The 20,462-nt window shown below is 73.6% G+C and carries 27 protein-coding genes and 1 tRNA gene; 13 read left to right on the top strand and 15 right to left on the bottom strand.

Annotated elements, in window-relative coordinates:
- Window positions 1-404: 404 nt before the first annotated feature.
- The 4 genes from AB0883_RS12555 to AB0883_RS12540 all read right to left on the bottom strand — a co-directional run bounded on the left by AB0883_RS12555 (window position 405) and on the right by AB0883_RS12540 (window position 2,329).
- Window positions 405-812 (bottom strand): hypothetical protein, encoded by a 408-nt coding sequence (locus tag AB0883_RS12555; RefSeq protein ID WP_366641286.1) that lies wholly within the window; start codon window positions 810-812, stop codon window positions 405-407.
- Between the two features lie 314 nt (window positions 813-1,126).
- A tRNA-Lys gene (locus AB0883_RS12550) sits at window positions 1,127-1,198 on the bottom strand.
- Between the two features lie 146 nt (window positions 1,199-1,344).
- Window positions 1,345-1,536, bottom strand: coding sequence for a DUF397 domain-containing protein (locus AB0883_RS12545; RefSeq protein ID WP_366641285.1), 192 nt, complete (start codon window positions 1,534-1,536; stop codon window positions 1,345-1,347).
- Window positions 1,523-2,329 carry a helix-turn-helix transcriptional regulator gene (locus AB0883_RS12540; RefSeq protein WP_366641284.1) on the bottom strand — a complete coding sequence of 269 codons (807 nt, stop codon included), beginning with the start codon at window positions 2,327-2,329 and terminating at the stop codon, window positions 1,523-1,525. Before AB0883_RS12540 ends, AB0883_RS12545 begins: the two co-directional genes overlap by 14 nt.
- A gap of 247 nt (window positions 2,330-2,576) precedes the next feature.
- Here AB0883_RS12540 and AB0883_RS12535 point away from each other — a divergent pair, with 247 nt between their 5' ends.
- From AB0883_RS12535 to AB0883_RS12515, 5 genes are all read left to right on the top strand, one after another.
- Entirely contained in the window at window positions 2,577-2,837 is a 261-nt protein-coding gene (locus AB0883_RS12535; RefSeq protein WP_366641283.1) for a hypothetical protein, read from the top strand.
- The gene (locus tag AB0883_RS12530) at window positions 2,834-3,085 is read left to right on the top strand and encodes a flavin reductase (RefSeq protein WP_366641282.1); all 252 of its coding nucleotides are present in this window, start codon (window positions 2,834-2,836) and stop codon (window positions 3,083-3,085) included. Before AB0883_RS12535 ends, AB0883_RS12530 begins: the two co-directional genes overlap by 4 nt.
- Window positions 3,086-3,332: 247 nt before the next feature.
- On the top strand, window positions 3,333-3,824 hold the full coding sequence (locus tag AB0883_RS12525; protein ID WP_366641281.1) for an anthrone oxygenase family protein: 492 nt from the start codon (window positions 3,333-3,335) through the stop codon (window positions 3,822-3,824).
- An 84-nt stretch (window positions 3,825-3,908) separates the two neighbouring features.
- Window positions 3,909-4,211: a hypothetical protein gene (locus AB0883_RS12520; protein WP_366641280.1), complete on the top strand. Its 303-nt coding sequence runs from the start codon at window positions 3,909-3,911 to the stop codon at window positions 4,209-4,211.
- A 92-nt stretch (window positions 4,212-4,303) separates the two neighbouring features.
- A complete protein-coding gene (locus tag AB0883_RS12515; RefSeq protein ID WP_366641279.1) occupies window positions 4,304-5,386 on the top strand; it encodes an NAD-dependent epimerase/dehydratase family protein in 1,083 nt (360 codons plus the stop codon).
- A 143-nt stretch (window positions 5,387-5,529) separates the two neighbouring features.
- Here the strand turns inward: AB0883_RS12515 and AB0883_RS12510 are convergent, their stop codons facing one another.
- The 5 genes from AB0883_RS12510 to AB0883_RS12490 form a co-directional block, all read right to left on the bottom strand.
- Window positions 5,530-6,714 (bottom strand): GNAT family N-acetyltransferase, encoded by a 1,185-nt coding sequence (locus tag AB0883_RS12510; RefSeq protein ID WP_366641278.1) that lies wholly within the window; start codon window positions 6,712-6,714, stop codon window positions 5,530-5,532.
- 81 nt (window positions 6,715-6,795) lie between these two features.
- On the bottom strand, window positions 6,796-7,488 hold the full coding sequence (locus tag AB0883_RS12505) for a hypothetical protein (protein ID WP_366641277.1): 693 nt from the start codon (window positions 7,486-7,488) through the stop codon (window positions 6,796-6,798).
- Window positions 7,485-8,303 carry an ATP-binding cassette domain-containing protein gene (locus tag AB0883_RS12500; RefSeq protein ID WP_366641276.1) on the bottom strand — a complete coding sequence of 273 codons (819 nt, stop codon included), beginning with the start codon at window positions 8,301-8,303 and terminating at the stop codon, window positions 7,485-7,487. Before AB0883_RS12500 ends, AB0883_RS12505 begins: the two co-directional genes overlap by 4 nt.
- Window positions 8,300-8,638: a PadR family transcriptional regulator gene (locus tag AB0883_RS12495; RefSeq protein ID WP_366641275.1), complete on the bottom strand. Its 339-nt coding sequence runs from the start codon at window positions 8,636-8,638 to the stop codon at window positions 8,300-8,302. The genes AB0883_RS12500 and AB0883_RS12495 overlap by 4 nt, the downstream gene beginning before the upstream one ends.
- Before the next feature lie 80 nt (window positions 8,639-8,718).
- Window positions 8,719-9,438: a protein phosphatase 2C domain-containing protein gene (locus tag AB0883_RS12490; RefSeq protein WP_366641274.1), complete on the bottom strand. Its 720-nt coding sequence runs from the start codon at window positions 9,436-9,438 to the stop codon at window positions 8,719-8,721.
- A gap of 63 nt (window positions 9,439-9,501) precedes the next feature.
- Between AB0883_RS12490 and AB0883_RS12485 the strand changes: the two genes are divergently transcribed.
- Window positions 9,502-10,539 carry an AAA family ATPase gene (locus tag AB0883_RS12485; RefSeq protein WP_366641273.1) on the top strand — a complete coding sequence of 346 codons (1,038 nt, stop codon included), beginning with the start codon at window positions 9,502-9,504 and terminating at the stop codon, window positions 10,537-10,539.
- Between the two features lie 39 nt (window positions 10,540-10,578).
- On the opposite strand, the gene AB0883_RS12480 is transcribed toward AB0883_RS12485, so the two are convergent.
- Window positions 10,579-11,046, bottom strand: coding sequence for a helix-turn-helix domain-containing protein (locus AB0883_RS12480; RefSeq protein WP_366641272.1), 468 nt, complete (start codon window positions 11,044-11,046; stop codon window positions 10,579-10,581).
- Between the two features lie 150 nt (window positions 11,047-11,196).
- On the opposite strand from AB0883_RS12480, the gene AB0883_RS12475 reads away from it, so the two are divergent.
- Entirely contained in the window at window positions 11,197-12,585 is a 1,389-nt protein-coding gene (locus AB0883_RS12475; RefSeq protein ID WP_366641271.1) for a benzoate/H(+) symporter BenE family transporter, read from the top strand.
- Here the strand turns inward: AB0883_RS12475 and AB0883_RS12470 are convergent.
- The 4 genes from AB0883_RS12470 to AB0883_RS12455 all read right to left on the bottom strand — a co-directional run bounded on the left by AB0883_RS12470 (window position 12,527) and on the right by AB0883_RS12455 (window position 14,532).
- The gene (locus tag AB0883_RS12470; protein WP_366641270.1) at window positions 12,527-12,901 is read right to left on the bottom strand and encodes a hypothetical protein; all 375 of its coding nucleotides are present in this window, start codon (window positions 12,899-12,901) and stop codon (window positions 12,527-12,529) included. The genes AB0883_RS12475 and AB0883_RS12470 overlap by 59 nt on opposite strands.
- 103 nt (window positions 12,902-13,004) lie before the next feature.
- On the bottom strand, window positions 13,005-13,253 hold the full coding sequence (locus AB0883_RS12465; RefSeq protein ID WP_366641269.1) for a hypothetical protein: 249 nt from the start codon (window positions 13,251-13,253) through the stop codon (window positions 13,005-13,007).
- Between the two features lie 82 nt (window positions 13,254-13,335).
- Complete coding sequence (gene mscL / locus AB0883_RS12460) at window positions 13,336-13,809, bottom strand: large conductance mechanosensitive channel protein MscL (RefSeq protein ID WP_121397153.1); 474 nt, start codon at window positions 13,807-13,809, stop codon at window positions 13,336-13,338.
- 39 nt (window positions 13,810-13,848) lie between these two features.
- The gene (locus tag AB0883_RS12455; RefSeq protein WP_366641268.1) at window positions 13,849-14,532 is read right to left on the bottom strand and encodes a FadR/GntR family transcriptional regulator; all 684 of its coding nucleotides are present in this window, start codon (window positions 14,530-14,532) and stop codon (window positions 13,849-13,851) included.
- A 185-nt stretch (window positions 14,533-14,717) separates the two neighbouring features.
- On the opposite strand from AB0883_RS12455, the gene AB0883_RS12450 reads away from it, so the two are divergent.
- The gene (locus tag AB0883_RS12450) at window positions 14,718-15,872 is read left to right on the top strand and encodes an MFS transporter (protein ID WP_366641720.1); all 1,155 of its coding nucleotides are present in this window, start codon (window positions 14,718-14,720) and stop codon (window positions 15,870-15,872) included.
- Between the two features lie 10 nt (window positions 15,873-15,882).
- Here AB0883_RS12450 and AB0883_RS12445 read toward each other — a convergent pair whose 3' ends face one another.
- Window positions 15,883-16,239 (bottom strand): STAS domain-containing protein, encoded by a 357-nt coding sequence (locus AB0883_RS12445; RefSeq protein ID WP_091624489.1) that lies wholly within the window; start codon window positions 16,237-16,239, stop codon window positions 15,883-15,885.
- Between the two features lie 162 nt (window positions 16,240-16,401).
- On the opposite strand from AB0883_RS12445, the gene AB0883_RS12440 reads away from it, so the two are divergent.
- The 5 genes from AB0883_RS12440 to AB0883_RS12420 are packed head-to-tail and all read left to right on the top strand — an operon-like array spanning window position 16,402 to window position 20,462.
- On the top strand, window positions 16,402-17,259 hold the full coding sequence (locus AB0883_RS12440) for an STAS domain-containing protein (RefSeq protein ID WP_366641267.1): 858 nt from the start codon (window positions 16,402-16,404) through the stop codon (window positions 17,257-17,259).
- Complete coding sequence (locus AB0883_RS12435) at window positions 17,259-17,672, top strand: STAS domain-containing protein (protein ID WP_101413704.1); 414 nt, start codon at window positions 17,259-17,261, stop codon at window positions 17,670-17,672. Before AB0883_RS12440 ends, AB0883_RS12435 begins: the two co-directional genes overlap by 1 nt.
- Window positions 17,669-18,088, top strand: coding sequence for an ATP-binding protein (locus tag AB0883_RS12430; RefSeq protein ID WP_366641266.1), 420 nt, complete (start codon window positions 17,669-17,671; stop codon window positions 18,086-18,088). Before AB0883_RS12435 ends, AB0883_RS12430 begins: the two co-directional genes overlap by 4 nt.
- Window positions 18,076-19,104, top strand: coding sequence for a SpoIIE family protein phosphatase (locus AB0883_RS12425; RefSeq protein WP_366641265.1), 1,029 nt, complete (start codon window positions 18,076-18,078; stop codon window positions 19,102-19,104). Before AB0883_RS12430 ends, AB0883_RS12425 begins: the two co-directional genes overlap by 13 nt.
- A 29-nt stretch (window positions 19,105-19,133) precedes the next feature.
- Entirely contained in the window at window positions 19,134-20,462 is a 1,329-nt protein-coding gene (locus AB0883_RS12420; RefSeq protein ID WP_366641719.1) for a sensor histidine kinase, read from the top strand.

Here is a 20,462-nt window from a genome sequence, read left to right as displayed (position 1 = left end):
TAGCGACGGGGCGGGTAGAAGGCTGCCGTGCAGCGTTCTACCTCCTCGTTAATCGGTACCAAGGGCAGCCAGCGCAACTTCTGTTCTGTTAGGTTTACGTCCCTGCCAGCTTGGATGATCCGAGATTGGGTGGCAAATATTTCAGCGGTCTGACGGACCGATCCGGCCTCACTAGGCGTGAACTCTGCGGTAACAGTAGCGGATCCGCTGGCCGCAACCTCAGTTTGCTCCCTATGGGGCGGAGTTAGTGGGTACTCGGCCGGAAACGCCGGAGTATCGATGAAAGTCGGTGCCGGCTGCGCGGTCCAGGGTCCGTTGGGCTGTTCGTGCAATGATCCATCCCCCTTGATGCGGGATCCCGGTGCGTTCGAACTGGAGACTGCGGGGTGACTTGAACCGCGGCCCTACTTTGTCTTGATCCCGTTGACATCTCTGCCCGCCTGTATCACCGTTCCTCCGCGGGTGGCCACGCCGTGCTGCCGAACGGTCGACTGGGTGGGCTGTGGCACCTGCCGCTGGATCTCTTCGACCAAGACCGAGAACTCGGCTGCGAAGGTAGGATCGTTGCGTAGGCGTTCTCGCAATTGGCCACGCAACTCGGCTTCTACCCCTGCGGCGGTACCCTCCTCCTCGCCGGAGTTGACGAGGCGCTCCCGGGACTGGCTCAGTTCAGAGGCCACCTCCTCTTGGCGGCCGTTGTTGCCGCCGCCGAGCAGCCCGGCCAACCGCAGTCTTACATGCTCCCACGCGTCGGTCGTCATGGCGGCTACAACGCTGGTAGCTCCAACCTGGGCCAACTCAGTCAGATCCATGCATTTCCTCTGCTTGCGGGATGGATCGAGTCGAACATAGGCCAGAATAAGATCGCGCCCTCTCTGCTGCCGCGTGCCGTCACTGATCCGACAGAAGGCTGGTCAATAGGTCCGCTATCGGCACCCGCCCGGGGCTGGACCCCGGAAAGAGACTGCCCAGTGCTGCTGGGCCATACGGCCCAAGTGTCGATCCGAGATCGTCCAGCTGCACCGAGTGGTGTTCGGCGACAAGTCCGACGGCTGTACTTCACTGCTGTACCGGCCCCGATCACGGCATCAGCGGCCCAGGCCGGGGCCGCTGAGCTGCGGGCGAGTGGGCCGCCAGGGACTCGAACCCTGAACCTATGGATTAAAAGTCCACAGCTCTGCCATTGAGCTAGCGGCCCGCGCGCTCAGGTTACCGGAAGGCGGCCGGTTGCGACTCTCGGCTTTCGTGCCGTCGGTGACAACGGCAGCTCAGGGGGGTGTGCGAGGCTCTCCGCCGGAGACGCCCGCCCGTCCAGGAGCGGGCACCTCCGGGCGTACGGGAGGGTCAGGCTCGCCCGGCGGTGCGGGCGACGAACGCGCGCCACGCTGTGGGGGCGAAGGTCAGGGCGGGGCCGGTCGGGTCCTTCGAGTCGCGGACGGCGACCACGCCGGGCAGGTTGTCGGCCACCTCGACGCAGTTCCCGCCGCTCGAACCACTACGGCTGGGCTTGCGCCACTGAGCGCTACTGAGGTCCATGATGACTCCGCACTTCCTTCATCAGGTCGATGGACTGCCGACGCGGGAGCGCTTCGTTCCGCACGCCTTCCCACTTCGCCAGAAGACTAGCCACATCATCCTTGCTGTCGGCCACAACTCCGCCCAGCTGGTTTTCCAGGTGCCCGACCCACCCGCCATCGGCGGACCGAGCCAGCGCGAAGGGACCGGACAACCCGATGTGCAGCCCGGTCGCCGCTGGAATCACGTGCACGTGAACGTGTGGCAGCTCTGCCATCGCGACGAGGTGCGCCACCTGCTCGGCCATGATGCCGCTGAATCCGTCGCCGGTCCGCCGCAGCGCGGACTCGTCCAGGACCGCGACCAGTTGCGGCGGGTTGTCGCCGGTCAGGATGCTCTGCCGGTCCATCCGGGCGCTGACCTGCTGGTCAACCTCTGTCGCTGACATGAGGTCGTTGAGGCGCATGACCACGCGGGCGTAGTTCTCGGTTTGCAGCAGTCCGGGAACCAACAGAGGCTCGAACAGCCGTAGCTGCCGTGCGGCGCGCTCGGCGTCGAGCCAGGGGAGGAACCAGGACGGGGCGCCGACGCTGGCGACGAGCCGTTCGAAGAGCCCGCCGGTCCTGAGGGCCCGGTCGGCTCCCTTGATGAAGTCCATCGTCAGCGCCCGGGTGCCGCCCTCGACGGCGCTGACGTGTGACGCGCTGAAGCCCGCGCCCCGGCCGAAGGTCTCCTGCGTCATGCCGGCACCGCCCCGGGCGCGGCGGATCTCGCCCACGATGAACGCGGCGAGCGGGCTCGGCACGTCGGCCATTCAGGGCCTCCCAGTTTGAAGATCGACTACCCCCTGCGCCACCCGTCGGGCGTGGGCTCGGCCAGCCCGGCCCGGACGCGCGCGGAGCCTTCCGAGCGTAGTCGCCTCCACAGCAGAGTGTCACCAGCGATGGCCGCTCGTGGAGCGTTGGCTGGGGGCGGTCCTCGCGGGGGCCGCCCCGGGCGGGCGTCCGTGGGCGGCCCCCTTCCAGGTGACGGGCCGGCCGGCCGGCGGGCGGGAGGAAGACGTGACGGTCGACAGGCCGCGCGGGGAGCGCACGATCGCGCCGGGCGCGGTGATCCGCGTGCCGGAGGACTCCTACCGGTTCGGCGTCGGGGTCCTCACGATGTACGTCACCGAGGTGCTCGACCGGGGCCCGTTCCAGGGCGCGGAGTGGGTCGAGCTGCGCGGCCGGGAGCTGAACCCGGACGGCACGCTTCGACCGCGCGAGCGGTACGCCTCCGTCCGGCTGGACCGGGCGACCGTCGTCAGGGTGCCGTCGCGGTGACCCGGCGACGCGACCACGTACCGTCCCGCCCGACCTGGCGCTGCGCGGCCTGCGGGATCGCCTGGCCCTGCTCGGCGGCGAAGCTGCGCCTGCTCGGCGAGTACCGGACCGACCGGACCGCCCTGCTGGTCCACCTCGCCACCCTCCAGGTCGAGGCCGCCGCCCAGCTCGCCGAGCTGGACGGCGGCGGTCGCCGCGTCGACCTGGCCGACCGCTTCACCGCCTGGGCCCGTCGCCGCACCCCCTGACCACCGCCTGCGCGCTTTTCCGCAGTTCGGGCGGCCGTCGCGGTCACTGGTTGACGAGGGCCATCTGCCGGGCGTTGACGTCGACGTCCACCCGGTACGAGTTCAGGTTCGGTTCCGGCAGCGGTCGAACGCCCCGCTACGGGTGACAGCCCGGTGGACGGGCGCTTATGGGGATGAGCGGCTCGGCCATGGGCCGGAGGGGCAGCGCCCGGTTGACTGGTGGGACGACGACGGGGGAGGAGCACCGATGACCGAGACGATCCGTACCGCCGCCCTGGCCGGGGCGACCCTGACCACCGGGCTGGTGGCGGGGCTGTTCTTCGCGTTCACCTGCGCGGTCATGCCGGGCCTGGCCGCCACCGACGGCCGGACGCTGGTCGGCACCATGCAGTCGATCAACCGGAGGATCCTCAACGGCTGGTTCCTGGGCGCCTTCCTCGGCGCGCCGCTGCTGCTCGCCGTGGCCGCCGCCGCGCACCTGGACCGGGGCGGTGCCGTCCTCGTCTGGACCGTCGCCGCGCTGGCCTGCTACCTGGTCACCGTCGGGGTGACCGCGCGCCTCAACGTGCCGCTGAACGACCGGCTGGAGGCCGCCGGCCCGGTGGACCAGATCGCCGACCTGGCCGAGGTGCGGGCCTGGTTCGAGGCGGCCTGGGTACGCGGGAATCTCGTCCGCACGCTTTCCTCGGTGGCGGCGTTCGCCTGCCTGGTCGCCGCCCTGCTGGCCCGGCGCGGCTGAGCAGCGCCCGGCCCGGCCGGCCGGGCCGTCGCCCGCACCGACGCGGCAGGCATGGGCGGGGCGGCGTGGGGGAACCGTGCCCGTATGAGGATGAGCAGCACCCCGGCCGTGGCGGCCTCCAGCGAGGAGACGGGCCCGGACGGCGTACGGGAACCGGCCGGCGAGGCGCACGCCTGGCTGCCCGGGCAGAACCAGACCGTCTGCGGGCTCCCGCTCAGCCGGACCCGGCTGCGCCGCTTCCCGCACGTGCGGTTCGAGTACACGTCGACGGACGTGCTCACCGAGGCGGACCCGGTCGGCCGGATCTGCCCGCGCTGCCTGGCCGCCTCGCAGGGCCGCCGCCGGGGCGGGCAGAAGAACTGGGTCCGTCACTCGCCCCGCCCCTGACGGCGGCGAGCGGCGGCACGGATCCGCAGGCGACGCTCGGGACCGCTGCCGCACGCCGCGATTGACTCGCGCCTGACCGGGTACGGACGGGCATGCGGATCGTGGTGGTGGGGGCGACCGGCAACGCGGGCACCGCCCTGTTGCGCCGGCTGCGGCGGGAACGCGGAGTGGATCTCGCCGGGGTGGCCCGCCGGCTGCCCGGGCCGGACTGCGGCGAGCCGTACGACCAGGTGGAGTGGCACTCCTGCGACGTCGGCCTGCCCGGCGCGGCCGACCAGCTCGCCGAGGTCTTCGCCGGGGCCGACGCGGTGGTGCACCTGGCCTGGCAGATCCAGCCCAGCCACGACCAGCGGGTGCTGCACCGCACCAACGTCGGCGGCAGCGCGGCCGTGATCGACGCCGTGGTCCGCGCTGGCGTGCCGGCCCTGGTGTACGCGTCGTCGGTCGGCGTCTACGCGTCCGGCCCGAAGGACCACCCGGTCTCCGAGCGCTGGCCGGCGACCGGGGTGCCGGGCTCGTCGTACAGCCGGGACAAGGCCGAGGTGGAGGCGCTGCTCGACCGCGCCGAGCGGGAGCACCCGGGGCTGCGGGTGGTGCGGCTGCGACCCGGCCTGAACTTCCAGCGGGCGGCGGCCACCGAGATCACCCGCTACTTCCTCGGCCCGTTCGCGCCCGTCCGGCTGCTGCGCTTCGGCCGGATCCCGCTGGTGCCGACGAACCGGCGGCTGCGGATGCAGGCGGTGCACACCGACGACGTCGCCGACGCGTACGCCCGGGCGGTCCTGGGCGATGCGCGCGGCGCGTTCAACGTCGCCGCGGACCCGGTGCTGACCCCGGAGCTGGTGGCCCGGCACTTCCACGGCTGGACGGTGCCCGTGGCCGCCCCGGTGCTGCGCGTCGCCGCCGCCCTGACCTGGCGGGCGCGGCTGCAACCGATCGACGCCGGCTGGGTGGAGCTGGCGCTGCACGCGCCGCTGATGTCGAGCGAGCGCGCCGAGACGGAGCTGGGCTGGCACCCGCGCCACGACGCGCTCAGCGCGCTGAAGGAACTCTTCGCCGGCATGGCCGACGGCGCGCACACCGCCAGCCCGCCGATGTCGGCGGCCCGCCACCTGCCGGGCCGCCCCGTCGCCCTGCTACGCGGTCGCCCCGCCGGCCACGGCAACCCCTACTGACCCGCGCCGCCCACCGCCTCCCGGCGACGCTCGCGTCGATGGTCGCGGCGATCAAGAAGTTCGCGCCCTGGATCGGCGCCCCGGAGGACGCAAACCTCTTGATCGACGAGGCGGGGCGGGGCGGGGTGGGGCGGGGTGGGGGGTCAGAAGTCGGCGAAGACGTACGGGTGCTGGCGGGGGAAGAGGCGGCGCAGTTCCGCCGCCGCGTCCGTCGACACGTCGCCCAGCCCCCGCAGGCCCACCTCGACCGGGTCCAGGACCCCGTACGCCAGGGCGGAGAGGCCGGCGGCGGTCAGCGTGGCGGTCGGCGGCGAGCCGACGGTGGCGGCGGCCCCGGTGACCAGCTCCAGCACGCCCGTCGTGCCGTCCAGCAGGTACGACCCGGCCAGCCACCGGTCGCCGGTCAGCTCCACCCGCACCCGCCCCGCCCCGACGGGCAGCCCGGCCAGCGCGTCGATCGACAGCAGCCGGGCCATCGGCGCGGAGTAGCTCGGTCGGGCCACCCGCGCCTCGACGTGCACGGCCAGGTCGGTCAGCCACAGCTCCGGCACCTCGTCGACGGGCACCTGGACGGTCACCCGCTCCACCTGGTCGACGTGCCGGCCGAAGAACTGCAACATGAGCGCCCGGGCGAGCGGGTCGGCGACGAGCAGGTCGCCGGCGGCGAGCGTGCCGCCGTGGTCGTCGATGCGGTAGAGCACCGCGCCGGTGACCGTGCCGCCCGTGCGGGCCGTCAGCAGCCAGTGCTCGTCGCGGTCGCGCAACCCCACGTCCCGGTAGCCGGGGAAGATCGCGAAGCCGTGCCGCTCGTTCAGGCACCGCTCGGTGAACGCGCGCCAGTCCCGGTAGCCCTCGCCGATCCGCTCCCAGCCCACCTCGCCGGGAAGGTCGGCGTTGAGCAGCTCGCCCAGGTCGGCCGGCGAGAACGTGACCGTACGCGGCTTCGGCAGCCCCACGTAGCCGAACCGGGCGTAGAACGACGGCCGGAACGGGTAGAGCGCGCTGAGCTGGTGCCCCTCGTCGCGCATCTCGTCGAGGAGCCGGTGCAGCAGGGTGCGCACGTGCCCGCGCCGGCGGGCCAGCGGGTGGGTGGCGACCCCGGCGACGCCGGCCATCGGCAGCACCTCGCCGCGCAGGTTCTGCCGCATCGGGATCGCCGAGGCGGCGGCCAGCGTGGTGCGCCCCTCCTCGACGACCAGCGTCCGGTTGCCCTCGTTGTAGGGCAGGTAGCCGCGGAACTCCTCCGCACGCGCCGCGCTGCGCGGCGACGCCTCGAAGGCGTACGCGCCGAGCGCGAAGCTGGTGGACAGTCTTTCTTCGGCGTTCACCCGGCGGACGGTCATTCGCCCATCCCATCCCGGCCCGGCGGTCGCCGCAACCGCAATCGCCGGTGAGCGACCGGCGGGCGGTCAGCCGATCGGCAGGTGCCGCAGGTGCCGGCGGCGGCGCAGCCGGACGCTGAACACGGCCGCCACGGTGGCGATCAGCAGCGCGGTGACGACCAGCCCGTGCAGCGACCCCCGCGTCAGGTAGCCGGAGTCGGTGTGGTCCACCGCCCAGGTGGCGATCTCCCGGCTGGACCAGAACGGGGTCAGTCTGGCGCCGGTGCCGGCCGGGTCGATCAGCATCTGCACCGCCACCACGGTGAGCAGCAGCAGCGTCCCCTCCAGTTCGCGGGGGAGCAGCGCGCCGATCAGCATCCCGAACGGCGCGGCCACCCCCACGCAGCAGAGCATCGCCACCGCCACTCCGCCGTGCCGCAGCTCGGGCGCGTCGACGACGGTGAGCACGAAGAACGGCACGGACAGGATGAGCCCGGCCGCCCACAGGCCGAGCATCCGGCCGAGGTAGAGATCGTGCGGGCGGTAGCCGGCCAGCCGCAGCCGGGGCTCCAGCTCGCGGGCCGCGCCGGTGGCGAAGAGGGCGGCGGTGCTGACGGCCCAGCTGATGCCGAGCAGCAGCGAACGCACCGACTGCCCGACGTGGGAGTCCCGCCGGATCAGCCAGAACGCCAGCGGCATCAACAGCAGCAGCAGGAGCACGCCCCGACGGCGCAGCAACTCCCGCAAAGTCATCTCGGCGACGGTGACGAGGCGGTTCACGCACGCCCTCCCTGGGTGGCCGGGGTCAGGTCGAGCACCAGGTCGACCCGGTCGAGCTGGTTGAGCAGGTGGGTCACCACGACGATCGCCCGTCCCTCGTCGCGCAGCCGGGCGAGCTGGTCCCAGAAGTTGACGTACGTGCCCCGGTCGAAGCCCTGGTAGGGCTCGTCGAGCAGCAGCACGTCCGGCTCGCTGAGGGTGGACATCGTCAGGTTCAGCTTCTGCCGGGTGCCGCCGGAGAGGTCGCGGGCGAGGACGTCGCCCTCGGTCTCCCAGCCGAGTTGGCGGGCCGCCGCCCGGCCGGCGCGGCGGGCCGGCCCCCGGGCCACGCCCCGACCGGCGCCGATCAGCACGAAGTGCTCGTCGGGCAGCAGGAAGTCGGCGGTGCCGCCCTGCTGGGGGCAGTAGCCGACCCGGCCGGAGACGGTCACCTCCCCGGCGTCGGGGGAGACCAGCCCGGCGCAGACGCGCAGGAAGGTGCTCTTGCCGCAGCCGTTCGCCCCGATCACGGCGGCGATCTGTCCGGCCCGGACGGTCAGCGACGCGTCGCGCAGGACGGTGCGTCGCCCGTACCGCTTGGTGATGCCCCTGGCGTGCAACCGGACCGGTCCGGGACGCGGACCGGGCGAGGTGCCGATGGTCTCGACGATCGCGGCGGCGTAGTCGTGCGGCCGGCCGAAGACGACCCACGGGTCGCCCCCGCTGTCACGCAGGTGCGTGGCGGCCTCGGCGACCACGTGCCGGGCGGCGTCCGCCCGGACCCGGCGCCGGTCCAACTCGGCCGCGAACGCCCGCAGCCACTCGTCGGCGTTCATCCGTCGACCTCCTTCGTGACGAGGCCGGTCACCGGGGCGACGAACGCGAGCCAGGCGCTGCCGCCCTCGTGCAGGGTCGCCCGTCCGCTGTCGGTGAGCCGGTAGTACTTGCGGGCGGGCCCGGACGCGCCCTCCCGCCACTCGGCGGTGACCAGACCGGTGCGTTGCAGGCGCAGCAGCACCGGGTAGAGCGTGCCGCCCTGGATCGGCCCGATGCCGGCGGCCTCCAGCGCCTGGGCGAGCTGGTAGCCGTAGGACTCGCCCTCGCGCAGCAGGGCCAGGACGCAGAGGTCGAGCACCCCGCGCAGCCACTGACCGCGTCGGTCGGAATCCACCCGACGAACATAGCGGCACTACCTAGGTGGCACAACTACCTAGATCACGGCGGCTGCCCGCCGCAGGAGCCGGGACCAGCTCAGACGGCGACGACGTCCGAGACCACGACGGTCACGTTGTCCGGCGCGCCGGCCTGGTGGGCGAGCTTGACGAGCTGCTCGCCGCACTGGTGGCGGTCGCCGTACGTGTGCAGCGCGGCGGCGATCGTGCCGTCCTCGACGTAGTCGGAGAGCCCGTCGCTGCACAGCAGCAGCCGGTCGCCGGCCACCACCGTGAGCACCCCGATCGCCGGGGGGGTGTCCGAGCCCTGCACCGCCCGGGTCACCAGGGACCGCTGCGGGTGGTGCCGCGCCTGCTCGGGCGAGAGCGCCCCCTGGTCCACCAGCGCCTGGACGAAGGTGTCGTCGCGGGTGAGCTGGGTCAGCTCCCCGTCGCGCAGCAGGTAGCAGCGGGAGTCGCCCACCTGGGCCAGCACCAGCGCGTCCCCGGCGAGCAGGGCGGCGGTCAGCGTCGTACCCATGCCGTCGCGCGCCGGGTCGACGGTGATGGCGGCGTGGATGCGGCGGTTCGCGGTGCTCACCACGGCGCGCAGCGCCCCGGCCGCCTCGTCGGGGGTGGTCGGCGGGGTCAGCTCGTCCAGGATGCGGATGACGATCTCGCTCGCCACCTCGCCCGCGGGCAGGCCGCCCATGCCGTCCGCGACCGCGACGAGGCGGTCACCGGCGAGGGCGGAGTCCTCGTTGTTGGTGCGGACCAGGCCGATGTCGTTGAGGATGGCCGAGCGGAGGATCAGCGTCATGGGGTCAAGCTTGCCAAGAACACCCTGCCGCCGTCTCTACGCACTACTGCGTAGGGTTGGGGAATGATGCCGGTGTCCATGGTCGGGCGCGCCGGTGAGCTGGCCGAGCTCGACCGCGCGTGGTCCACCGTGGTCACCTCCCGGCGGTCCGCGCCGGCCGTCGCGGTGCTCACCGGTGCCGCCGGGGTGGGCAAGTCCCTGCTGGTCGCGGCCGCCCTGGACGCGTTCGCGCCCCGGCCGGCGGTGGTGCTCTCCGGCGCCGCCCGGGTGCACAGCCCCGCCCCGTACGACTGGCTGGCCGCCGTTCTCACGGGCCGGGACACGAGCCGGCTCGACCTGCCGCCGGACGCGCTGGCCTGGCTCGCCCAGCAGCCGACCGCGCCGCGCGAGCGCTACGCGCCGGGCACCCTGCTCCGGCTCGCGGTGCGGGTCGTCCGGCTGCTGGTCGGCGCCGGCCCGGCCGTACTGGTGGTGGAGGACCTGCACGCCCTCGACCCGGCCAGCCTGAACCTGGTCGGCGAGCTGGCGACCGCCGCCGACCTGCCGGCGCTGCTGGTGGTGGCGAGCCGGCCCGCCGAGGACGCCGTCGCGCCGGACCTCGCGGTCCGCGCGCTGGCCCGGCTCTGCGGCGTCCGGGGCGCCGTCCGCCAACACCTCGGACCGTTGCTCCCGGCCGAGGTCGCCGAGGTGCTGACCCAGGTGTACGCGGACCCGCGCCCGTCCGGTCGGCTGGTGCGCGCCGTCTGGCAGCGCACCGGCGGCAACCCGTACGCGCTCACCGAGCTGCTCGCCGCCCACGCCGGCCGGGGGCCCGAGGCGCTGCTCCGGCCGCCGCCCGCCCCGCGCCCGCCGAGGGTGACGCCGCGGCGGCCGGCGGATCCGGTGGACGCCGAGCTGACCGGGCGGGAGATCGAGGTGCTGGGCTGCCTGGTCGCCGGGATGTCCAACAAGCAGGCGGCGCGGGCCCTCGGCATCTCGGTGCGGACGGTCACCGTGCACGTGTCCAACCTGCTGCGCAAGACCGGTTCGGCGTCGCGTACCGAGGCGGCGATCTGGGCGGTGCAGCGGCGGCTGCCGGTGCCGACGCCGGTGGACGGCTGAGCCGACGCCTGACCGGCGCCTTGCGTCGCCGGCGGGTGCTCAGCGGCGGGGGTAGCGGAGCAGGAGGCTGGCGGAGACCTCCTCGTCGCCGACGGCGGCGTACACGTGCGGCACGTCCGACGTCCAGCGCAGGTGCCCGCCGGCGGCGGCGGTCAGCGGCGCGTCGACCGGGCCGGCGCGCAGCACGCCCGAGAAGACGGTGACGTGCTCGGTGACCCCCCGCTGGTGCGCGGGGGAGAGCTGCTCCGGACCGGGCGCGACCAGCATCCGGTACAGCTCGTAGGTGGCGTCGCTGTCCTCGAAGACCTCCAGCAGGATGGCGCTGACCGCGGCGCCGCGGACGGTCGGCCCGGCGGCCGGGCCGGAGAGCACGGCCGTCAGCGGTACGCCGAGCTGCGCGGTGATCGCGTAGAGCGTCTCCAGGGTCGGGTTGCGGGTGCCGTTCTCCAGGCCGGAGAGGGTCGCCTTTCCCACCCCGGCGAGCCGGGCGAGGGTGGACAGCGACATCCCCCGCTCCTCGCGCAGGGCGCGTATCCGGCGACCGACGGCCCCGGCGCCCGGATCGGGGGCCGAACGGTGGACTGGTGACGTCTGCGGCACCCCGCTATGGTGCTACAGGTTCCTGTTCCGTAAACGGAACGGTCGGGGGAGGGTGGGATGGCGGGACTGTCGCAACCGGTGCTGGCGGGCGTGGTGACCGCGCTGGTCGGCTTCGCCAGTTCGTTCACGGTGGTGCTGGCCGGCCTGCGGGCCGTCGGCGCCTCGGACGCGCAGGCCGCCTCCGGGCTGCTGGCGGTGTGCGTGGCCTCCGGGATCTCCGCCGTATGGCTGGGCCTGCGGCACCGGATCCCGATGAGCGTCGCCTGGTCCACCCCGGGCGCGGCGCTGCTGGTCGCCACCGGTGCGGCGCCCGGCGGTTGGCCCGTCGCCGTCGGGGCGTTCCTCGTCTCGGGTGCGCTGATCGTGGCCGCCGGGCTGTTCCCCGCGCTCGGGCGGGCCGTCGCGGCGATCCCCCGGCCGGTCGCGGGCGCGATGCTCGCGGGCGTCCTGCTGCCGCTCTGCACCGCCCCCGTCCGCGCGCTCGTCGAGGTGCCCCGGCTGGCCGTCCCCGTGGTGCTGGCCTGGCTGCTGCTGCACCGGTTCGCCCGCCGGTGGGCGGTGCCGGGCGCGCTGGTCGTCGCGGTGGCGGCGATCGCGCTGACCACGCCGGTCTCCGGGCTCGGCGGCGCGCGGCTGCTGCCCGCTGTCGAGCTGACCGCGCCGGCCTGGAGCCTCTCCGCTATGGTCGGCCTGGCGTTGCCGCTCTTCCTGGTCACCATGGCCGCGCAGAACGTACCGGGGATGGCGGTGCTGGTCGGCTACGGTTACCGGCCGCCCTTCGGCGCCGCGCTGCGCGCCACGGGCCTGACCACCGTGGTCGCCGCGCCCGCCGGCGGGCACGCGGTCAACCTCGCCGCGATCACCGCCGCGCTGGCCGCCGGCCCGGACGCCCACCCGGACCCGGACCGTCGCTGGATCGCCTCGGTCACCGCCGGGATCGGGCTGGCCCTGCTGGGGCTCGGCGCCGGGGCGGCCACCGCGCTGGTCGCGCTCGCCCCGCCGGTGCTGATCGAGGCGGTCGCCGGGCTGGCGCTGCTCGGCGCGCTGGCCACCGCGCTCACCTCGGCGCTGGCGGTGCCGGCGGCCCGGGAGGCCGCGGTGGTCACCTTCGTGGTCACCGCCTCCGGGGTGACCCTGCTGGGCGTGGGCGGCGCGTTCTGGGGGCTGGTCGCGGGCGGGGTGATGCTCCTGCTCTTCCGCCACCGCTCCGGCGGACCGGCCGCGCCGGAGCCGCCGCCCGCACCCGCGACCGCGTCGCCGGGGCCGGCGTCGCCCGGATCGGGTGCGGCCGGACAGGGCGTGGCGGGGCCGGCTTCGGGCGGACCGGCCTCGTCCGGGCCGGCTTCCGTCGCGGTCGCCTCGGCGCCGAGTGGCGGCGGGGCCCCGCCTACTCCTCGGGCGGCAGGTCGCGGGCCGGGACGTCGAGGCGTACCTGGTCGTCGGTGACGGCGGCGATCTGCTCGGCGAGCACGTAGACCGCGCCGGTGCGGACCAGGTCGGTGGAGACCTTCAGGTAGCCGCTGTGCAGCAGCCGGGCCGCCAGGTCGGCCGGTACGTCCGGCTCCTCGACGGCCGTCGACTCGATCAGCTCGTCCAGGCTGCTGCCCGGGTCGGCGGTCGGCGCCTGCACGGTCACCGCGTTCGGGTCGCCCCGCTGGACCAGGTCGACGGTGCCGACCTCGGTGCCGTCGACGTCGACCACCCGCATGCCCGTGGTGATCCGGGAAACTGTCGCCTGTCGCTCGGTGCCCTGCTGCTCCATCCTGGCGCGGTTCCCGGCCCCCGCTCCGGCTAAACCATCGTCGAGATCTTGGACAGTTGCCGCTCGGCCCGAACGCCAACTGTCCAAGATCTCGACGGGGCCCTCACACCTCCCTCGACCAGGCAGATGGGGGGCGGGGGGAGAGTTCGCGCCACGTGTCGGTGCCCTGGAGCAGCGCCCGGACCGTCTCCTCGGCGTCCTCGGCGGTGTCGTACTCGTAGAACCGGGAGACGCCCTCGGAGCCGCCGGCGCGCTGCTCGACGTGCCACCGGTCGGCGTCCACCCGGAGGAAGACGTCGCGCCGGGCCAGCCGGCCCCATTTCCCGTTCCACCAGTGCTTTCGCTGCTCCATGGCGGGGACTCTATCGAACATGCGTACGAAAATGTGCGGCCCCTGCGGGATTCCCGCAGGGGCCGATGTGCGTGCGCCGGGTTCAGCGCGGAGTGGGCGGTTCCTCCCGGCGGCCCAGCACCTCGTCGAGCGCGCCGCGCCGCTGTCCGGGGGTGGTGTGGCCGGCGGCGACCAGGGCGTCGCGGATCTCGGTGAGCAGCCGGACCTCCTCGCTCGGCGCCTTCGGCGGCGGCTCCTCGCCGCGCTTGCGCCGCTCGGCCAGCTTGTTCATCGGGAACACCACGAGGAAGTAGAGCGCCGCCGCGGTGAGCAGGAAGGTGATCAGCGCGTTGACGAAGGCCACCCAGTCGAACGGGATCTCGCGGAACGTCGGTGTGGACCCGGTGAGGCCGTTCTTGCTGCCGGTGAGCAGCGCGATGAGCACCCGGACCAGCGGTTCCAGGAACGACTTGGTGAGCTGGGTGACCACGCCCGTGAAAGCGGCACCGATGACGACACCGACCGCCAGGTCGACGACGTTTCCGCGCATGATGAAGTCTTTGAAGCCCTTGAGCATCCGTACTCCCGAGGTGTCCGGTCTTCCGTCCGGCACAACCTATGCCCCGGGCGTGGGCTCCAGAAAAGCGCCGGCCTCGATCGCCGCGCGGTCCGGGTCGCCGGCCCGGATCGCCTCGACCAGCCGGGAGTGGTCGACGTAACGCTCCGGCTCCAGCGCGTCGCCCATCGACTGGGCGACCGTGCTGCGCAGCGCGGTGCCGACCGAGGCGTACAGCTCGGCGAGCATGCCGTTGTGCGCCGCCGCGACCACGGCGGTGTGCAGCGCCGCGTCGGCCTCCACGAACTCGTCGACCCGGCCGCCGCGCCAAGCCGCCTCGCGGGTGGCGAGCGCGCCGTCCAGGGCCGCCAGGTCCTCGGTCGTACGCCGCAGCGCGGCGAGCCGGGCGGCCTCCACCTCGAAGGCGCGGCGCACCTCGACCACCTCGGCCATCCGGTCGGCGGTGAGCCGGCGGGCCACCACCGGGGCCAGCTCGTCGGTCGACACCACGTACGTCCCGGAGCCCTGCCGGCACTCCAGCACCCCGGCGTGCACCAGCGCCCGCACCGCCTCGCGGACCGTGTTGCGGCCCACGCCGAGCGCCGCGACGAGCTGCGGCTCGGTGGGGATCCGCCCGCCGACCGGCCACTCGCCGCCGAGGATCCGCTCCCTGAGCTGGGCGATGGTCTGCCGCACCCGGTGCCCCCGGGGCGGCGCGGCGGCGGAATCAACCGACGGTGGCACTGGTTACAACACCTGCCCGAAATTCATCCCATGATTGTAGGTTCGGACGCATGACCCCGCCAACCGCCGCCCTGCCGGCCGCTCGCCCCGACGCCGGCACACCGCCGGACGCGGTGGGCCGGTCGTCGCCCACCCCCGCCGCGCCGGCCGGTCCGGTCGCCGGTGGCCTGCTCGTGCTCGTCGGCATGCTGCTCGTGGCGCTCAACCTGCGGGCCGCGATCACCAGCCTCGGCGCCCTGCTCGACGAGGTACGCGGCGGCCTGGCCCTCTCCGGGGCGCTGGCCGGGGTCGTGACCACCCTGCCCGCGGTGGCCTTCGCCGTCTTCGGGTCACTCACTCCCCGGCTGGTCCGCAAGAACTCCCCGGCCCGGGTGCTGGTGGTGGCGATGCTGATCCTCGCCGCCGGGCAGCTCGTCCGGGTCGGTACGGACTCCGCGCTGGTCTTCATCGCCGGCAGCGCCCTCGCGCTGGCCGGGATCGCGGTGGCGAACGTCCTGCTCCCGCTGCTGGTCAAGCAGTACTTCCCGCACCGCATCGGGCTGGTCACCGGGGCGTACTCGATGACGTTGACGGTGGGCGCGACGGTGGCCGCCGCGGCGGCGGTGCCGGTCGCGCACCTCTTCGGCACCTGGCGGGCCGGGCTCGCCGTGTGGGCCGGGCTGGCCCTGGTGGCCGTACTCCCGTGGGTGCCGCTGGCGCTGCGGGCGCGCGCGGCCCGACGGGCGGCGACCCCGGCGGCGGTGGCGCCCCGCCCCCACCGCATCCGGCCCGGACGGACCCGGCTCGGCTGGGCGATGGCGGTCTACTTCGGGACGCAGTCGCTGGGCGCCTACGCGATCATGGGCTGGCTGGCCCAGCTCTTCCGCGACGCCGGCTACCGGCCGCAGGACGCCGGCCTGCTGCTCGCCGGGGTGACGGCGCTGGGCGTGCCGATCGCCCTGCTGATGCCGACCCTGGCCGGGCGGCTGCGCACCCTGCACCCGCTGGTGCTGACGCTCTCCGCCGCGATGGCCCTCGCCTACGTCGGGATGGCCGTCGCGCCGCACGACGGTGCGCTGCTCTGGGTGGTGCTGCTCGCCATCGGGCAGAGCGCCTTCCCGATGATCCTGGCCACCATCGGGCTGCGCGCGCGGACCACCGAGGGAACGGTGGCGCTCTCCGCCTTCAGCCAGAGCGTCGGCTACCTCATCGCCGCGCTGGGGCCGCTGCTGGTGGGCATCCTCTACGGGACGACCGGCGGCTGGACCGTCCCGATCGGGTTCCTGCTGGCGGCACTCGCCGTGCAGACCGGCGCGGGCATGGTGATCGCCCGTCCCCGGCACATCGAGGACGAGGCGTGAGGAGGGGCCGTCAGGAGGTGGCCGGCGTGGGGTCGCCGGCCACGGCCTGGTCGACCGTCGGGTAGGTGTGCAGCACCTCGACGAGACCGCTCACCTCGAGGATGCGGAGCACGCCGCGCTGCGGGGCGGCCAGTCGTACCACGCCACCGGCCTCGTCGCAGCTGTTCTTGGCCCGGACGAACACCGACAGCCCCGTGGAGTCGCAGAACGAGACGTTCGCCAGGTCGAAGACGAGCCGGCTGCGGCCCTTGTCGAGCAGGTCGGTGATCTGGTCCTGAAGCTGCGGTGCGGTCGCCATGTCCAGCTCGCCCGCGACCGATACGACGACCACGTCGCCGCGCTGTTCCGTGTGCACCGTCAAGGACATTCGCCAGACCTCCTGTTATCGGGGAAACGGTATCCCACGATCGGGGTGGTACGCAGAACGGGAGGCGGTATCCGGTGGCCGTCCTCATTCGTTTGCCCTGCGACAAGTAGCGCTCCGGCCTCCGGTGATAGAGTCCGCCGTCGAGGTCGAAGGGGGTCCACCATGGCGTTGAGCGCCGAGGAAAGCGGCCGGCTGGCCGGTCTGCTGACCGGTCACGCCGAGCGGATCATACAGCGCTGGACGGAGATCGCCGCCGCGTCACTGCGCGGGCGACTCAGCCAGGGCGAACTGCGCCGGCAGATGCAGGAGCTGCATTCTAGCATGATCACTGCCAGTGAGCAGGGTGCCGTCGACCTCGACTCCGAGCAGGCCACCGAGCTGCGCGCCGTGCTCTCCGAGCTGTCCCGGGGGCGCGCCCGGCAGGGCTTCTCCGCCTCCGAGACCGCGGTCAGCGTGTTCTCGCTCAAGGAGGTGCTGCTGGAGCTGATGGAGGCCGAGGGCGGCGCCGACACGCTCCGCGACTACGTCGCCTTCTCCGGCCTGATCGACCAGATGGGCCTGTTCACCTTCGAGAGCTTCGTACGCACCCGCGAGAGCCTCATCGCCGACCAGGCGGAGCAGCTGCTGGAGCTGTCCACCCCGGTGGTGAAGCTCTGGGAGGGCGTGGTCGCCGTGCCGCTGGTCGGCACCCTCGACTCGGCCCGGGCCCAGGTGGTGATGGAGCGGCTGCTCCAGACCCTGGTCGACACCGGCTCGCCCTACGCGATCATCGACATCACCGGCGTGCCGGCGGTGGACACCCAGGTCGCCCAGCACATCCTCAAGACCGTGGTGGCCGCCCGGCTGATGGGCGCCGACTGCATCATCTCCGGCATCCGGCCGCAGATCGCGCAGACCATCGTGGCCCTGGGCATCGAGTTCGGCGACATCGCCACGAAGGCCAGCCTCGCCGACGCGCTGCGGCACGTGCTCCGGCTCAGTGGGGTCGAGACCGGCCGCCGCCAGCGCCGGGAGGCCTGATGGAACGGGTGCCGATCCTCAAGATCGGCGACATCCTGCTGGTCTCCATCCAGGTCGACATGTCCGACCAGACGGCCGTCCAGCTCCAGGAGGACCTCGCGGAGCGGATCGTCGCCACCGGCTGCCACGGCGTGATCATCGACATCACCGCCCTGGACATCGTCGACTCCTTCGTCGGGCGGATGCTGTCGACCATCGCGTCGATCTCCAAGGTGCTCGACGCGGAGACGGTCGTGGTCGGGATGCGTCCCGCCGTCGCCATCACCCTGGTCGAGCTGGGCCTGTCGCTCAACGGCATCCGGACGGCGCTCAACGTCGAGCGGGGCATGGAGCTGATCGCGGCGGCCCACGCCGACGAGCACGAACTCGCGTTCGACGACGAACCGGACGCCGAGACGACGGCGTTGTCATGACCGCCGGAGTCGACCTGGGCCAGCCGCAGGCGCAGGCGATCCGCAGCGACGAGGACGTGGTACGCGTCCGGCAGTTGGTGCGTACGGTGTCGGTGGCGGTCAAGCTCTCGCTGGTCGACCAGACCAAGATCGTCACCGCGGCGAGCGAACTGGCCCGCAACACCCTGGTGTACGGCGGCGGCGGCACGGTCGAGGTGGCCACGGTGGACAACGGCCGGCGACGGGGCGTGCGGATCGTCTTCGACGACTCCGGCCCGGGCATCGCCGACCTCGACCTGGCGCTGACCGACGGCTACACCACCGGCGGCGGGCTCGGCCTCGGGCTCAGCGGCGCCCGCCGGCTGGTCGACGAGTTCGACATCCAGACCGCTCCGGGTGAGGGAACCCGGATCACGGTCACCAAATGGTCCCGATGAACGACGACGCGGTCCCCGACCGCGGAGTCTGGTACCGGGTCGAGAACGGCAGCGCCGCCAGCACGGTGCGGCGGGCCGCCGAACGGCTCGGCGCCCAGCTCGACCTGGGTGCCGCCCGCACCGCCGACCTGGCCATCGTCGCCGCCGAGCTGACCAGCAACCTGGTCAAGCACGCCGACGACGGTGTCCTGCTGCTGCGGCCGGTGCGGCGCGGCGTGGAGGCCGGCGTGGAGCTGGTCGCCCTCGACACCGGGCCGGGGATGGCCGACCTCACCGCCTCCTCCCAGGACGGGCACTCCACCGTCGGGACCCTCGGCATCGGCCTCGGCGCGATCGTCCGACAGGCCAGCTGGTTCGACGGCTACTCCCGGCCGGAGCGCGGCACGGTCCTCGCCGTACAGGTCTGGCCGAAGCCCGACGGCGGGCACGAGCGGCCCTGGGTCGGCGCGCTCAGCCGGCCGCTGGCCGGGGAGTCGGTCAGCGGCGACGGGTACGCGTGGCGGATCGTCGAGGGCCGGCGCCAGGTGCTGGTCTGCGACGGCCTGGGACACGGGCCGCTCGCCTCCGCCGCCACCGACGCCGCGCTCGACGCGTTCCGCAAGGCGCCGGTGGGGGCGCCGTCGGCGGTCGTCGCGCACCTGCACCGCTCGATGTCGCACACCCGGGGCGCGGCGCTGGCCGTGGCCGAGCCGGACCCGTCGGCCGGGGTGCTGCACTACTCGGGGCTGGGCAACATCTCCGCCGCCGTGATCGGCGCCGACGGCAAGCGGCGGGGCCTGGTCTCGCTGCCCGGCATCGCCGGGCACCAGCGCCCCTCGGTCCGGCAGTACGACTACCCCTTCGAGGCCGACGCCCTGCTGGTCATGCACAGTGACGGGGTGGTCGACCGCTGGCAGTTCGCCGACTATCCCGGTCTCGTCGACCGGTCGCCCCTGGTGGTGGCCGCGACGGTGCTGCGGGACGCCGGCACGCGTCGCGACGACGCCTGCGTCCTGGCCGTCCGGGCATGGTCGTGACCGGACCCACCGGGGCGCCGCTGCTGACGATGGCGCTGCGGGTCGAACACGACATCTTCGTCGTCCGCCAGCGGGGCCGTGAGGTGGCCGCCGCGGTGGGCCTGGAGCACCAGGACCAGGTACGCATCGCCACGGCGCTCAGCGAGGTCGCCCGGGACCTGCTGCACTCGGTCGGCGGGGCGGAGGTGGCATTCGCCCTCGTCGACGACGCCACCGACGGCAGGCGCCACCTGCGGGTGGACCTCGTACCGGTGCGCCCGCTGCCCGACGGGCGGTACGAGCCGCAGTCCGGCGCGGTGGCGCGGTTGGTGGACAAGTTGGGCGTGCTGACCAGGGCGGGGGTTACGGTCGTGAGGATGTCCCGACGTGTCCCGGTCACCGCAGAGGTGCTGACCCCCGAGCGTCTCGCCGAGCTGCGCTCCGAGCTCGACCGGAACGCCCCGGGCAGCGCCCTGGACGAGCTGACCGCCCAGAACGCCCAACTGATCGCCGCCCTCGACGAGGTGCGCAGCCAGCGCGACGAGCTGGCCGTCCTGAACGAGGAGCTGGAGGAGACCAACCGCGGGGTGATGGCGCTCTACAACCAGCTCACCGAGGAGCTGGAGGAGACCAACCGCGGCGTGGTGGCCCTCTACGCCGAGCTGGACGAGAAGTCCGCCCAGCTGCGCGCGGCCAGCGAGTCGAAGAGCCGCTTCCTGGCGAACGTCAGCCACGAGCTGCGGGCACCGGTCACCGCGATCATGGGCCTGGGCCGGCTGCTCAGCGACTCCGCCTCCGACCCGCTCACCGCCGAGCAGGCCCGCCAGGTCGGGCTGATCCGCTCCTCGGCGGGTGACCTCCTCACGCTCGTCAACGAGTTGCTCGACCTGGCCAAGGCCGAGTCGGGCCGGATCGAGCCCGACTGGGCCGAGGTGGACCTGCGGCCGGTCTTCGGCCAGTTGCGCGGCACGCTACGGGCCCTGGCCACCCGGCCCGACGTGGAGCTGGTGGTGGAGGAGCCGCCCGTTCCGGCGACGCTGCGTACGGACGAGGTGCTGCTCGCCCAGGTCCTGCGCAACCTGCTGCACAACGGGCTCAAGTTCACCGAGCGCGGGGAGGTCCGGCTGCGGGCGGAGCGGCGGGACGAGCGCTGGTCGCTCGTCGTCTCCGACACCGGCGCGGGCATCCCCTCGGAGCTGCACGAGCGGATCTTCGAGGAGTTCTACCAGGTGCCCGGCGCGACCCGGGTCGGCGGCACGGGCCTCGGCCTGCCGTACGCACGGCGGTTGGTGAACCTGCTCGGTGGCAGCCTGACGGTGGCCAGCGAGCCGGGCCGGGGCAGCACGTTCACGGTCACGCTGCCCGTGGGAGGAGCGTGA

It is taken from the genome of Micromonospora sp. NPDC047812 (genome assembly GCF_040704175.1).
Taxonomy (GTDB): Bacteria; Actinomycetota; Actinomycetes; order Mycobacteriales; family Micromonosporaceae; genus Micromonospora.
The sequence above is the reverse complement of the archived record's forward strand: the minus strand, read 5'-3'. Positions and strand labels throughout refer to the sequence as shown.

Bases quoted from the DNA above. Each gene is read 5' to 3' on its own strand.
- AB0883_RS12435 (WP_101413704.1), top strand. From the start codon at position 17,259: ATGGAACGGGTGCCGATCCTCAAGATCGGCGACATCCTGCTGGTCTCC.
- AB0883_RS12515 (WP_366641279.1), top strand. From the start codon at position 4,304: ATGCGGATCGTGGTGGTGGGGGCGACCGGCAACGCGGGCACCGCCCTG.
- AB0883_RS12525 (WP_366641281.1), top strand. From the start codon at position 3,333: ATGACCGAGACGATCCGTACCGCCGCCCTGGCCGGGGCGACCCTGACC.
- AB0883_RS12465 (WP_366641269.1), bottom strand. From the start codon at position 13,253: ATGGAGCAGCGAAAGCACTGGTGGAACGGGAAATGGGGCCGGCTGGCC.
- AB0883_RS12440 (WP_366641267.1), top strand. From the start codon at position 16,402: ATGGCGTTGAGCGCCGAGGAAAGCGGCCGGCTGGCCGGTCTGCTGACC.
- AB0883_RS12425 (WP_366641265.1), top strand. From the start codon at position 18,076: ATGGTCCCGATGAACGACGACGCGGTCCCCGACCGCGGAGTCTGGTAC.
- AB0883_RS12545 (WP_366641285.1), bottom strand. From the start codon at position 1,536: ATGGACCTCAGTAGCGCTCAGTGGCGCAAGCCCAGCCGTAGTGGTTCG.
- mscL (WP_121397153.1), bottom strand. From the start codon at position 13,809: ATGCTCAAGGGCTTCAAAGACTTCATCATGCGCGGAAACGTCGTCGAC.
- AB0883_RS12555 (WP_366641286.1), bottom strand. From the start codon at position 812: ATGGATCTGACTGAGTTGGCCCAGGTTGGAGCTACCAGCGTTGTAGCC.
- AB0883_RS12450 (WP_366641720.1), top strand. From the start codon at position 14,718: ATGCTGCTCGTGGCGCTCAACCTGCGGGCCGCGATCACCAGCCTCGGC.
- AB0883_RS12500 (WP_366641276.1), bottom strand. From the start codon at position 8,303: ATGAACGCCGACGAGTGGCTGCGGGCGTTCGCGGCCGAGTTGGACCGG.
- AB0883_RS12490 (WP_366641274.1), bottom strand. From the start codon at position 9,438: ATGACGCTGATCCTCCGCTCGGCCATCCTCAACGACATCGGCCTGGTC.
- AB0883_RS12445 (WP_091624489.1), bottom strand. From the start codon at position 16,239: ATGTCCTTGACGGTGCACACGGAACAGCGCGGCGACGTGGTCGTCGTA.
- AB0883_RS12430 (WP_366641266.1), top strand. From the start codon at position 17,669: ATGACCGCCGGAGTCGACCTGGGCCAGCCGCAGGCGCAGGCGATCCGC.
- AB0883_RS12540 (WP_366641284.1), bottom strand. From the start codon at position 2,329: ATGGCCGACGTGCCGAGCCCGCTCGCCGCGTTCATCGTGGGCGAGATC.
- AB0883_RS12485 (WP_366641273.1), top strand. From the start codon at position 9,502: ATGATGCCGGTGTCCATGGTCGGGCGCGCCGGTGAGCTGGCCGAGCTC.
- AB0883_RS12420 (WP_366641719.1), top strand. From the start codon at position 19,134: ATGGCGCTGCGGGTCGAACACGACATCTTCGTCGTCCGCCAGCGGGGC.
- AB0883_RS12475 (WP_366641271.1), top strand. From the start codon at position 11,197: ATGGCGGGACTGTCGCAACCGGTGCTGGCGGGCGTGGTGACCGCGCTG.
- AB0883_RS12470 (WP_366641270.1), bottom strand. From the start codon at position 12,901: ATGGAGCAGCAGGGCACCGAGCGACAGGCGACAGTTTCCCGGATCACC.
- AB0883_RS12480 (WP_366641272.1), bottom strand. From the start codon at position 11,046: ATGTCGCTGTCCACCCTCGCCCGGCTCGCCGGGGTGGGAAAGGCGACC.
- AB0883_RS12520 (WP_366641280.1), top strand. From the start codon at position 3,909: ATGAGGATGAGCAGCACCCCGGCCGTGGCGGCCTCCAGCGAGGAGACG.